General features: G+C 57.2%; 10 protein-coding genes. All 10 read right to left on the bottom strand.

The window, feature by feature from the left end; genetic code table 11:
• Positions 1-4: 4 nt before the first annotated feature.
• The gene (locus MY052_RS13415; RefSeq protein WP_035896315.1) at positions 5-187 is read right to left on the bottom strand and encodes a YciZ family protein; all 183 of its coding nucleotides are present in this window, start codon (positions 185-187) and stop codon (positions 5-7) included.
• 81 nt (positions 188-268) lie between these two features.
• Positions 269-2,254 carry a cyclic di-GMP phosphodiesterase gene (pdeR, locus tag MY052_RS13410; RefSeq protein ID WP_248537168.1) on the bottom strand — a complete coding sequence of 662 codons (1,986 nt, stop codon included), beginning with the start codon at positions 2,252-2,254 and terminating at the stop codon, positions 269-271.
• Between the two features lie 230 nt (positions 2,255-2,484).
• On the bottom strand, positions 2,485-4,419 hold the full coding sequence (locus MY052_RS13405) for an exoribonuclease II (RefSeq protein ID WP_035896317.1): 1,935 nt from the start codon (positions 4,417-4,419) through the stop codon (positions 2,485-2,487).
• Between the two features lie 81 nt (positions 4,420-4,500).
• Positions 4,501-5,658 carry a carboxymuconolactone decarboxylase family protein gene (locus MY052_RS13400; RefSeq protein ID WP_248537167.1) on the bottom strand — a complete coding sequence of 386 codons (1,158 nt, stop codon included), beginning with the start codon at positions 5,656-5,658 and terminating at the stop codon, positions 4,501-4,503.
• A gap of 235 nt (positions 5,659-5,893) precedes the next feature.
• Positions 5,894-6,679 carry an enoyl-ACP reductase FabI gene (gene fabI, locus MY052_RS13395; protein WP_248537166.1) on the bottom strand — a complete coding sequence of 262 codons (786 nt, stop codon included), beginning with the start codon at positions 6,677-6,679 and terminating at the stop codon, positions 5,894-5,896.
• A gap of 23 nt (positions 6,680-6,702) precedes the next feature.
• Positions 6,703-7,509 (bottom strand): putrescine export ABC transporter ATP-binding protein SapF, encoded by an 807-nt coding sequence (gene sapF, locus MY052_RS13390; protein ID WP_035896320.1) that lies wholly within the window; start codon positions 7,507-7,509, stop codon positions 6,703-6,705.
• 1 nt (position 7,510) lies between these two features.
• The gene (gene sapD / locus MY052_RS13385; protein WP_035896321.1) at positions 7,511-8,503 is read right to left on the bottom strand and encodes a putrescine export ABC transporter ATP-binding protein SapD; all 993 of its coding nucleotides are present in this window, start codon (positions 8,501-8,503) and stop codon (positions 7,511-7,513) included.
• Positions 8,503-9,393 carry a putrescine export ABC transporter permease SapC gene (gene sapC, locus MY052_RS13380; RefSeq protein WP_248537165.1) on the bottom strand — a complete coding sequence of 297 codons (891 nt, stop codon included), beginning with the start codon at positions 9,391-9,393 and terminating at the stop codon, positions 8,503-8,505. Before sapC ends, sapD begins: the two co-directional genes overlap by 1 nt.
• The gene (gene sapB, locus MY052_RS13375; RefSeq protein ID WP_035896323.1) at positions 9,380-10,345 is read right to left on the bottom strand and encodes a putrescine export ABC transporter permease SapB; all 966 of its coding nucleotides are present in this window, start codon (positions 10,343-10,345) and stop codon (positions 9,380-9,382) included. The genes sapC and sapB overlap by 14 nt, the downstream gene beginning before the upstream one ends.
• Positions 10,342-11,991 carry an ABC transporter substrate-binding protein SapA gene (gene sapA / locus MY052_RS13370; RefSeq protein ID WP_115074734.1) on the bottom strand — a complete coding sequence of 550 codons (1,650 nt, stop codon included), beginning with the start codon at positions 11,989-11,991 and terminating at the stop codon, positions 10,342-10,344. Before sapA ends, sapB begins: the two co-directional genes overlap by 4 nt.
• Positions 11,992-12,052: the final 61 nt, after the last annotated feature.

Here is a 12,052-nt window from a genome sequence, read left to right as displayed (position 1 = left end):
GGTGTCAGATTTCCCACGGGGATTTTGGCTGACCTGTTCTGCTGTCGCGTTCGTCTGCTGCGTATGCCAGCAATTCCGCTTTTAATATTTCCAGATTATTGATTGCGGAATGGGTGTCGCCGCCAACCAGAATATCAAGTACGGTATCAATACGTTGGGCTACCTGACGCGCATCGAGCTCGGACATAGTGGGATCCTGTTGATAAATTCGATTGAAATCAATGATGCAAAATTTACCGACAAAAGAGAAGTGAAAAAATAGCTTAGCTTATAACCCCGGATGCTCAGTCAACCAGCGCTCAAGTTCGGCGACGGGCATCGGGCGCGCAAAGAGGTAGCCCTGCCGCTCATCCACGCCATGTAGCTTAAGGAATGCATCGTCGGCAGCATTCTCCACGCCCTCGGCGATAATATTGAGGTTCAGCGCGCGGGCGACGGCAATAATTGCCAGCACCAGCGATTGGGAAACCGAACGGTCGTGGACGCTCTGGACGAAAATATGATCCAGCTTGATGGTATCAATAGGAAAGCGCGCCAGTTGCGACAGCGATGAATAACCGGTACCAAAATCGTCGAGGTGAATCTGAGCGCCCAGCGAGCGGAATTGTTCGATAACTTCCAGCGCCTGTTCAGCGTTATCAATCAGGCAGCTTTCGGTGAGCTCAATATCAATTGGGCACTGCTCGAATCCCTGTGCGCGTAGCGCCTGCTTCAGGTCGCTGAAAATAGAATAGTCGACAAGCTGACGGGCAGAGACGTTTACCGCCACGCGCAGATGAATGCCCCGGTCTCGCCACTGCGCGACCTGACGAATCGCGTCCAGCATCACCCAGCGACCGAGCGGCACGATAAGCCCCGACTCCTCGGCGTAAGCGATAAAATCCATCGGCGGAATAAGCCCCCGCTCCGGCGAGTTCCAGCGCACTAAGGCCTCCAGGCTGCGTACTTCGCCGTCTAAGCTCACTTTCGGCTGATAGTAGATAACCAGTTGATCGCACTGCAACGCTTTACGCAGATTGGTATCCAGCCACAGATATTCGAAAACTCGCAGATTCATTTCGGGTTTAAATACGCTAAATCTCCCGCGGCCGCTCTCTTTGGCTGTGTACATCGCGGTGTCCGCATTACGAATCAGGCTCTCCTTGTCCTCGCCGTGCTGTGGAGCGATAGAAATGCCCAACGAGCATCCGCTGTAGACTTCAATCAGGCCGATACGAAAAGGGTCGCGCAGGCGGGTTAACACCCGCGACGCCATGGCCTCCAGTTCGCTCTGCGAGGTTTGCGTCGCCAGAACGATAAACTCATCGCCGCCGAGGCGGGCGAGAGTCTGGTTCTCTTCCAGGCAGCTTAGAATCGACAGCGCCACGGACTGTAGTAGCTGATCGCCAAAGACGTGTCCGTAGGCATCGTTGACCTTCTTGAAATTATCCAGATCGAAGTAGACCAGGCCAATTTGTTCCTCGGGCTGGCGGGTTTCAATGGCGCTACCGATAAGCTCATTGATGGCGTGGCGATTCGGCAGCCCGGTGATGGTGTCGGTATTGGCCAGTACCCGCAGTCGCTCCTGTGCTTTGCGCTCCTCGGTAATATCGGTGCCCGAACAGATAAGGTAGATCTCGTTCTTACCGCTGCCGCTGTGGACAAAACGGTTACGGAACAAAAACAGGCGCGGGCCTTTGCGCGTTTTTATCCAGCGCTCAACCTCATAAGGGCCGCCGTTGCTAAAAAAACGGCTGACGTTTTCCCGCGCGGCGGCGGCTTCCGGCGCGGACATAAAAAGCTCAAATGCGGTTTTGCCGATAACATCCTGCTCTTTCACGCCGGTGTACTCTTCGCACAGGCGATTGAAGCGCTGAATTTTACCGTCACGGTCGAGAATGACGATGACCGCATTAGCCTCTGAGACCACCTGCTCAGCAAACAGTAGCCCCTGTAACAGGTCGCGGGCGACGGAGGAGGTATCAAACCATGACGAAGCCGTACCGGCCCATTCGCTACAGTTCACCTTACGCCCAATCAGATGTACGGGAACGTCATAACCGTTGAGTTGGATATTGACCGCGATGCTTGAGGTGGTCACGCTCATGGAATGAATGCGTTGGGCATTTTCTGGGCTTAACGGAATGGCCAGATCGGAGCCAGCATCGGGATCGATGCTCAGATACAGGGTGGGATCGGTTCGTGACAAACGCCAGTAAAGACTGGTTTCGCTAGGGTTTGGGTCGAGCAGATTTTGTGCCAGAGATTTCACCATGCGTGCTCCTCATACACCTGCGATCGAATAGGTCCGAATCCAATGCCATGATATTCAGTGTGATCGTTTTTTGAAAATTCGCGTAGAAAAAAGAGGGTAGTACTGGGCGGAAGGGATATTCCACGTTGGCCGGATAAGCGAAGCGCCATCCAGCGGCGTACCGCTTTCACTGAGCAGCGCCCAAAAAAAACGGCCCCCGAAGGAGCCGTTTAGCACGTATCTCAGAAATCTTACGCCGCAGGGCGAGCAATCACGCTACGAGTTTCCATGCGCACTTCCGCAATGGTGACATCAATGACGTCAGTGACCTTATAGACCACTTCGCCTTTGATCTGCACGGTACCGCTTTCCTGGCTACAAACCATCTCATCACGCACAGCGTGCAGGAACGGTGCAGGAATAAAGGCAACTGCGCCGTTATCCACCAGACGCACGCGCATACCGCCGCGGCTAACGTCAATAATCTCCGCCGCAAAGCGCGTGTCTTTACCCGCCTGCGGGCTCAGATAACGCGCATACAGCCAGTCAGCAACGTCGCGTTCCGCCATACGGTTCAGACGACGGCGTTCGGCCATCTGCACGGTCACATCATCCTGAGGACGCGGCGCGCTTTCGCCTTTGATAATCGCTTTCAGCAGGCGATGGTTCACCATGTCACCGTATTTACGGATCGGTGAGGTCCAGGTTGCGTACGCCTCCAGACCTAAGCCGAAGTGTGGACCCGGCTCAATGCTGATTTCAGCGAATGACTGGAAGCGACGAATACGGCTATCGAGGAAACCAGAAGGCTGAGCGTCGAGCTCGCGGCGCAGCTTGCAGAAACCTTCCAGGGTCAGCACTTCAACCGGATCGACGTGAACGTCGTGGGTTTTCAGCAGCGCAGCCAGCGCTTCGGTATTGTCAGGAGCAAAGCCGGTGTGGACGTTATAAATACCAAAGCCCAGTTTGTCGCGCAGCACGCGAGCGGCGCAGATGTTTGCCGCAATCATCGACTCTTCAACGATACGGTTAGCAATGCGGCGCGGCTCTGCGACGATATCCAGCACTTCGCCTTTCTCACCCAGCACAAAGCGGTAGTCAGGACGGTCTTTGAACACCAGCGCGTGGGTTTTACGCCATTCGCTGCGAACCTGGCAAACGCGTTGCAGCAGGGTAATCTGACGCGCGATAGCATCGCTCTGCGGTTTCCAGTCGCCGGTATTTTCCAGCCAGTTGGAAACGTCGTCATAAACCAGTTTGGCTTTTGATTCGATGTTAGCGGCGAAGAACTCGATGTTGTCTTCGATGGTGCCGTCGGCCGCCAGCGTCATGCGGCAAGCCAGTACCGGGCGAACCACTTCTGCCCGCAGCGAGCAGAGGTCGTCGGAGAGCTCGCGCGGCAGCATTGGAATGTTGAAGCCCGGCAGATAGTTGGTAAAGGCGCGAATTTTCGCGGCATCGTCCAGCTTGCTGCCTTCAACGATCCATGCGGTCGGGTCGGCAATCGCGACGGTCAGCAGCAGCTTGCCGTCAGCGGCTTCTTCCACAAACAGCGCATCGTCCATATCTTCGGTGCTGGCGCTGTCTATGGTAACGAAGTCGAGGGCCGTCAGGTCGCGACGCTCCAGACCTTCGTCCTGCATTTCGGTGGCCACGCCGTTTGGCGCTTCTTTTTCCAGGTTATGACGGGCGAGCGTTACCCACCACGGCACAAAGTGGTCGTCACCAAAGGTGATGAATTTGGTCAGCTCGGCGTAGAAACTACGATCGCCTTTCAGCGGATGACGGCGCATTTCAGCAACGGCCCAGTCACCCTCTTTGAAATCGTGTGTGACACCGCGGTCAGCGCGGCATGGAATGGCATCTTTTAACAGCGGATGATCGGGAACGATAGACAGTCTGTCATCCTTGCGGTGCACTTTCCCGACAAAACGCGTCAGGAACGGCTCAACCAGTTCTTCCGGTTCGGCGCTCTCTTTCTCTTTTTCAGAGTGAATGACCGCGATAATACGGTCGCCGTGCATCACTTTTTTCATCTGCGGCGGCGGAATAAAATAGCTTTTCTGCGCGTCGACCTCGAGGAAACCGAAACCTTTATCCGTGGCTTTTACGACCCCTTCCGCACGCGGCGTCTGGGAGTGAAGTTGCTGTTTTAGCTGCGCGAGCAGCGGGTTGTCCTGAAGCATATTGATCTATTTTCGTGGCCAAAAGAGCGGCTGACATTTTTACGCGAATCTATAGGTTGCAGCAAGCGCTCTTTCACCCTTTTACGCAACTTGTTGTGCGCTACTCAGTGCTATGCGCAGGCGGTTTAGCCAGCCGCAGAGAGCGCTCCAGGTAAGCAGCGTAATGGCATCCGGAACGGAAAGTCCCTGCTCGGTAAGGGGCGTTAGCTGTGCGGCGCTAAAACGGTCTGGTGCGCGAGTCAAAAGCTGGGTTGCCTGGGCGACAGCGCGCTCGCAGGGATGGTGGTGACTCCAGGCCTGAATGGCGCGTTCACCGTTACGCACCGCGTCTGGCAAGCCGTTCGCGCCTTGCCATTGACCGCTGTAATAGTGAAAACAGCTGGTGCTGCCGTTGATGCGGGCAGGGATCAGCGATGCCAGCGGCTGTAGCGGGTGCGCGAAGGTGAGGGCGTCGATAAGCTCACCCAATCCCTCCAGCAGGGTCTCCTCGGCTATTAGCGCGTCTGCCAGCGAGGTTAGCTCGGGTACATGCTGCCAGCGTGCCAGCACGTCACCCTGCGTCGTATTGGCCTGATGCGGTATGGTGCTGACAAAGTCGGTATGCCACGGCGCGCTTTCACTCTGGAAGCGGTCCGCATCGGCATCTTCCTGTACCGGCATGCCGGGGATCCAGCGAACCGGGAAACCGAGCTGGGCCTGGAAAATAGCGATAACGCGTGCCTGGAAACCGACGAAGCCGACCACCTGATTAATCAGAATAATATCGTGCGCGGTAAGCCCCACCTCATCCAGTTGCTGACGCTCGCGCGAGGTGATCACCGACGGCGAGCTGGCAAGCTGGCGGGCATACTGGGTAATTTGCGCCAGCCGGTGGTTGCTCTCGCGTGATGAATCTGGCCCCGGCAGCGGCGCTAAACGCGCAGCGTAGTGATTGCACAGACGCTGCACGCCGGTGACCTGCGCGACGGTGAGCGCGGTGCTCAGACGGTCGTAGGCGCTGAAGGTGCGCAGGCGGTTAACGGTGACCGCATCCGGGAATAACGTTTGGGCAAAGGTGCGGGCGAGGCGTAACCAGCGCTGATTGGCGCTGTAGAGGGCATCGGGTAACGTGAGATCCAGTAAAAAACGGTCGTCAACGTGTGCGGCTTCAGGAACCAGCGGCATCACGTCGCTGTGTTGGGCTCTCGACTGGGTTTCGTGATACCAGTGGCTTTTGCCGTAAACGCGGCGTGGCTCCATGGATATTCCTTGATCTATAGGTGGCGAGCCGGCGGGTATTGAGAAGGTGTTGCCGGATCGTTATAGGTAAATATCCTGGCGCATGCGTGACGAGGGAGAAAATATTGTTCGGTGATAATTAATAACTGGCTGGAATAACAGAGGCGTAAGAAGGGAAAAATCGTAGCCCGGCCGAACGCAGTGACGCCGGGGAAAACCCCGGAGTCGGCGTAAACGCCTCGTCCGGGCTACGGGTCTACAGTTCCAGTTCGTTCATCGCGGCAATGCTGAAACCGCCATCAACGTGAACCACTTCCCCGGTTATCCCGGCGGAAAGGTTGGAGCACAGGAAGGCGGCGGAATTACCCACGTCTTCGATAGTCACGGTGCGACGAATCGGCGTGACCGCTTCGCAGTGCGCCAACATTTTTCGGAAATCCTTGATGCCGGAGGCGGCAAGCGTACGAATCGGGCCTGCCGAAATCGCATTCACGCGTACGCCTTCCGGGCCCATGGCGTTCGCCATATAACGCACGTTGGCTTCAAGAGAGGCTTTTGCCAGACCCATCACGTTGTAGTTCGGGATTGCACGCTCCGCGCCCAGGTAAGAGAGGGTCAGCAGGGCAGAACCGGGGTTTAGCATGCTGCGGCAGGCTTTTGCCATCGCCACAAAGCTGTAGGCGCTGATGTCGTGGGCGATTTTAAAGCCTTCGCGGGTCACCGCGTTGACGTAATCCCCGTCCAGTTGATCCGCCGGGGCAAAACCGATGGAGTGGACGAAACCGTCAAACGTCGGCCAGACTTTTGCCAGTTCGCTGAACAGGGACTCAATGCTCGCATCTTCCGCTACGTCGCACGGCAGGACGATACTGGAATCTAGCGAAGCGGCGAACTCTTCCACGCGACCTTTCAGTTTGTCGTTCTGGTAGGTGAAGGCCAGCTCGGCTCCTTCGCGCTGCATCGCCTGAGCGATACCATAGGCGATGGAAAGCTTGCTCGCCACGCCCGTAATCAGAATACGTTTACCGGAAAGAAAACCCATCGTGTTCATCCTTCTATTCAGTGTTAGCGGTCTTTACGCCAGGCGTCTGCGGTCAACGCCTCGCCGAAGTGGCCCGCAATCAGACGTTTGGTTAAATCGTGCAGCGGGGAGGCCAGCACGTCGGCGGTGCTGCCGCGCTCGACCACTTCGCCCTGGTGCATCACCAGCACCTGGTCGCTGATGTGCTTCATCATCCCCAAATGCTGGGTCACGTAGATATAAGAGATCCCCTGTTTCTCCTGCAGCTCCAGCATCAGGTTCACCAGCTGCGAACGCATCGACATATCCAGAGAGGCCAGCGCTTCGTCGCAGATAATCACCTTTGGGCGCAGGATCAGCGCGCGGGCCAGACCCAAACGCTGTTTTTGCCCCGGTGCCAGCATGTGCGGGTAGTAGCTGACGTGGTCCGGCAGCAGGCCGACCAGGCGTAGGGTGTCGATAATTTGTTTGCGGCGCGCTTCTGGCTCGAGATCGGTATTAAGACGCAGCGGGAAATCGAGGATCTGCGAAATACGCTGACGCGGGTTCAGCGAGGTGCTCGGATCCTGGAAGATCATGCGGATACGCTGGCTGCGGAACGAGTAGTCACCGAACTCCAGCGGATGATCGTCAATCAGCAGCTCGCCGGTGGTCGGTTCCACCATGCCCGCCAGCATTTTCGCCAGCGTGGATTTACCTGAACCGTTCTCGCCAATAATCGCCAGCGTCTGCTTTTCGCGCAGGGTAAAGCTCAGCGGCTTCACCGCCTGCAGCGTCTGACGATGGAACCATCCGGTGCGATAGCGAAAGGTCTTACTCAGATTGCGTACTTCAAGCAAGGTTTCGACCATTTCACTCTTTCTCCATGTTCAGCGGGAAATGACAGGCGAACAGGTGGTTCTTCGCACCCGTCAGGCGCGGGGTTTCAATACATTTACGCTGGGCGTAAGGGCAGCGTGGCCCAAGACGGCAGCCCATCGGCAGTTGTTCCAGCAGCGGGATCGCGCCAGATAGCGTGTTCAGGCGGCTTTTATGCGGCATCGAACGGCCAAAGTCTGGAATCGCGCGGATTAACGCCTGGGTATACGGGTGATGCGGAATAGTCACCAGCTCTTCGCTTGGCGCGCTTTCCACCGTCTGCCCACAGTACATGACGTTAATTTTATCCGCCCAGTGGGTCAGCATCTGCAAATCATGAGAGATAAGCAAAATAGTGGTGTTGTTGTTCTGGTTAAGGCCGGTCAGCAGGCGGAAGATCTGCGCCTGAGTGGTCGGCTCCATGGCGTTGGTCGGCTCATCGGCAATCAGCAGACGCGGCTGATTGGCCAACGCGATGGCAATCATCACTTTCTGACATTCCCCTTCGGTGAGTTCATAGGGGAAGCTGCGCATCGCGTCTTTATGATCTTTGATCCCCACGCGGTGCAGCAGTTCGATGGCGCGGCGCTTACGCCAGCCCAGTCGTTGCCACCAGTGGCCTTTGAAGGTCCAGCCGGGGATGTTCTGCATCAGCTGTTCGCCAATGCGCTCGGAGGGGTCAAGACAGGACTGCGGCTCCTGGAAAATCATCGACACGTTGTGGCCGACTAGTTTGCGGCGTTCACGGTTAGACAAGCGCAGCAGGTCGATATCATCAAAGCGCATACGGTCTGCGGTCACGCGCCAGTTGTCTTTGGTGACGCCGCAAATGGCTTTGGCGATAAGGCTTTTGCCTGAACCAGATTCGCCAACCAGACCGCGAATTTCACCCTCGGCCATGGTCATACTGACGCGGTCAACGGCCTTCACCCAGCCTTCGTTGGTCTTAAATTCAATGGTTAAATTGCGAATATCAAGTAACGGCATTATTCCACCCCCGCATTGATGGCGCGGCGAATACCGTCGCCCAGCAGGTTAACCAGCAGCACGCTTATCATAATGGCCGCACCCGGCAGCATTACCGTCCACGGTGCGACGTAGATAAGTTCCAGCGCATCGCCCAGCATCGCTCCCCATTCTGGCGAAGGCAGTTGAGCGCCCAGGTCAAGGAAGCCCAGCGCGGCGATATCCAGAATGGCCATCGACAGCGCACGGGTAATCTCAGTTACAAGGCCCGCAGCGATGTTTGGTAAAATCGCAAACCACAGAATGTTCAGTGTAGAAGCGCCGTCGAGGCGGGCGGCAATCACGTAATCACGCTCCAGCTCATCGTGAACCATGCTGTAAATCGAGCGTACCATACGCGGCAGCAGCGCCAGCCAGACAGCAAACATCGCATGCGACAGATGCGGGCCAGCAAAGGCCACCACGATAATCGCCAGCAGCAGCGATGGAATGGAGAGCAGGGTGTCGAGAATATGGTTCAGCATGGCTGAACGCAGCCCGTGGGTCGACCCGGCAAAAGCACCGAGCAGCAGGCCAAACGCGGTTGCTCCCAGCGTCACCAAAAAGGCACCACCAACGGTAGGTGCCGCGCCGCTCAACAGACGGCTTAACACATCACGGCCCAGATCGTCGGTGCCGAGGAAGAATGACACTTCGCCGTAGCGTGACCATGATGGTGGCAGCAGTTGGTAGCCGAGGAACTGCTGGTCGAGACCGTAGGGGGCAAACCAGCCGCCGAACACGCACAGCAGCACCAGCCCGATACAGCCGTAAAAGCCAATCATCGCGGTGGTATCGCCGTAGAACTTACGCCAGACGGTGCGCAGGGCACCCGGCGGGCGCTTCTCGAGGTAGACGCTATCGTAAGGCATACCATTCCTTATGTTTCAGCGGGTTAGCCATAGCACCCAAAATATCGGAGATCACGTTGACGATGATAACCAGCGCGCCAATCACCATGACCCCGGCGGAAATCGCCGCGTAGTCCTGCTGGCGGATGGCGTTAATCATCCAGCGCCCCAGGCCCGGCCAGCTAAAGACCATTTCGGTGATCATCGCCAGCGTCAGCATGGTGGAAAATTGCAGCCCCAGACGCGGGATAACCGGCGGCAGGGCGTTATGGAGTACGTGGCGACGCAGAATGGTCAGACGCGAAACCCCGCGGGTTGCCGCCGCTTTCACGTAGTTGGTGTCGTACACCGCGATGGTGCTGATACGCATCAGACGCACCACTTCGGTGGTGGGCGCTACCGCCAGCGTGAGCACCGGCAGCACCATATGGCGCAGGGCGCTGATGATCATCTCATGTCGCCACGGCGAGTCGGAAAGCCAGGCATCAATCAGCGCGAATCCGGTGACGTTTTTCACTTCGTACAGCAGGTCAAAGCGCCCGGAAACCGGCAGCCAGCCCAGCGTCAGCGAGAAGAAGAGGGTCAGCAGCAGTGCCAGCCAGAAAACCGGAATAGAGAAGCCCAGCAGCGCAAAGAAGCTGATGACTTTATCCTGCCACTTGTTGCGGGTGATTCCCGCCAGCATGCCGATAGGAATACCCACCAGCAGGGCGAAGCCAAACGCCAGAATGCACAGTTCCATGGTCGCCGGAAACACCTGGCGAAGCTGCTCGGAAATCGGCTGGCCGTTGATGCTGGAGACGCCAAAGTCCCAGTGCATGACGCTTTCAAACCAGAATACCCAGGCGTTCCACAGCGAGGCACCTTGCAGCGGCGCGTGCGGCGTAAAATAGCTCAGGCTGAAGCCGACGAAGGTCAGGAAAAAGAGCGTAACCAGCAGCAGCAACAGGCGACGAAGCGTGAAAATAATCATGGTTTCTGCACCTTCTCTTCTTTTTCCCGCGACACGCCAGCAAACGAGGCGTTACCAAACGGACTCAGCACCAGGCCTTTCATATCGTAACGGTAGGCCTGCAGACGCAGCGAAGAAGCCAACGGCAGCACCGGCAGTTCGCGCGCGAGGATCTGTTGGGCTTCATCATAGGCATCAATGCGCGACGCAAGCTGTTGGGAGTCCAGCGCCCGGCGCAGTACGCTGTCAAACTCACGGTTACACCAGTGGGACAGGTTGGTCTGCGAGTTGATAGCCGCGCAGCTCAACAGCGGACGGAAGAAACTGTCCGGGTCATTACTGTCGGTGGCCCAGCCGGAGAGCGTCAGGTCGTGGTTCATGTCCATCAGCCGCGCTTCCTGGAAGCGACCTTCAACCGGCACGATCACCACCTTGACGCCAATCTGAGCCATATCTGCCTGAATCAGCTCAGCGGTTTTCAGCGGGCTCGGGTTCCAGGCCTGTGAACTGGTTGGCACCCACAGATGCAGGGTCAACTTCTGGAGACCCAGAGCCTCAAGGCGTCGGCGCGCTTCCTTCGGGTTGTATTCGGTAATCTTAGCTTCGTTATCGTAAGCCCAGGAGGCGCGCGGCAAAATTGAGGCCGCCGTTTCCGCTGTACCGTAGTAGATGGATTGCATCAGACGCTGGTTGTTGATAGCGAGCGACAGGGCGTGACGCACTTCAGGGTTATTCAGCGGCGGTTTGTCGGTATTAAACGCCAGGTACGCGATGTTCATCCCCGGGCGCAGCGTCAAACGCAGACGCGGGTCGTCGCGCAGAATGGTCAACTGGCTGGCGGCTGGCCAGGCCAGCACATCGCATTCGCCGGTCAGCAGTTTGGATAAACGTCCAGTCCCGCCGGAGCCTAAATCCACGACTACCTGCGGCATCAGCGGCGTACCGCGCCAGAATTTCGGGTGACGCTGTAAGCGGATGAACTGACCCGCCTGGTATTCATCAAGCTGGAAAGGCCCGGTACCGACCGGCTGGCGGTCGAGCAGCTCCTGGTGATCCTGTTTGGTGAGCTTGTTGGCGTACTCGGCGGACATGACGGACGCATAGTGGGTCGCCAGATGCCACAGGAATGACGCATCCGGACGGGTCAGGCGGAACTCCACGGTGCGGTTATCGAGCTTACGCACGCTCTGCACGCTATCGGCAAATTGTAGGCTGTCGAAGTAAGGGAAAGCGCCGCCGTTGACGTTATGCCACGGATGGTTGCGGTCGAAAATGCGCTCAAAGGTAAACACAACGTCGTCGGCGTTCAGCGCGCGTGTCGGCGTAAACCAGCGGGTGGTCTGGAACTGCACATTGTTGCGCAGATGGAAACGGTAGGTCGCGCCGTTGTCCAGCACCTCCCAGCTTTCGGCAAGCTCAGGGACCAGGCGATAGGTGTATGGGTCAACATCCAGCAGACGATCGTAAAGCTGAGCCGCCAGCGTGTCGACGATAAGCCCGCTGCTCGCCTTTTGCGGGTTGAAGGTGTTGACCTGCCCGCTGACACAGTAGACAAATCCGCTGTCGCGAATATCGGCGCGAGGGGAATCAAGCGGTTGCGGTGCGGCAATCGCCTGGCCGCAAAGTAGCCCCAACGCGGCGAGGAAGGATGACAAATTCAGGCGCATAGTTTCGTTATATTTTCGATTGATCTGCAAAGTGTATCGCACTTACGGCTACCAGGTACAA

The organism is Kluyvera ascorbata, assembly GCF_023195735.1.
In the GTDB taxonomy this organism is placed as follows: Bacteria; Pseudomonadota; Gammaproteobacteria; order Enterobacterales; family Enterobacteriaceae; genus Kluyvera; species Kluyvera ascorbata.
Note: the sequence above shows the minus strand (reverse complement) of the source record. Positions and strands in the feature narration are given on the sequence as shown.

What these genes read in the sequence shown, in the direction of transcription:
- sapA (WP_115074734.1), bottom strand. Translation starts at nt 11,991, where the DNA reads ATGCGCCTGAATTTGTCATCCTTCCTCGCCGCGTTGGGGCTACTTTGC.
- MY052_RS13405 (WP_035896317.1), bottom strand. Translation starts at nt 4,419, where the DNA reads ATGCTTCAGGACAACCCGCTGCTCGCGCAGCTAAAACAGCAACTTCAC.
- sapF (WP_035896320.1), bottom strand. Translation starts at nt 7,509, where the DNA reads ATGGTCGAAACCTTGCTTGAAGTACGCAATCTGAGTAAGACCTTTCGC.
- sapB (WP_035896323.1), bottom strand. Translation starts at nt 10,345, where the DNA reads ATGATTATTTTCACGCTTCGTCGCCTGTTGCTGCTGCTGGTTACGCTC.
- sapD (WP_035896321.1), bottom strand. Translation starts at nt 8,503, where the DNA reads ATGCCGTTACTTGATATTCGCAATTTAACCATTGAATTTAAGACCAAC.
- fabI (WP_248537166.1), bottom strand. Translation starts at nt 6,679, where the DNA reads ATGGGTTTTCTTTCCGGTAAACGTATTCTGATTACGGGCGTGGCGAGC.
- sapC (WP_248537165.1), bottom strand. Translation starts at nt 9,393, where the DNA reads ATGCCTTACGATAGCGTCTACCTCGAGAAGCGCCCGCCGGGTGCCCTG.
- MY052_RS13400 (WP_248537167.1), bottom strand. Translation starts at nt 5,658, where the DNA reads ATGGAGCCACGCCGCGTTTACGGCAAAAGCCACTGGTATCACGAAACC.
- pdeR (WP_248537168.1), bottom strand. Translation starts at nt 2,254, where the DNA reads ATGGTGAAATCTCTGGCACAAAATCTGCTCGACCCAAACCCTAGCGAA.
- MY052_RS13415 (WP_035896315.1), bottom strand. Translation starts at nt 187, where the DNA reads ATGTCCGAGCTCGATGCGCGTCAGGTAGCCCAACGTATTGATACCGTA.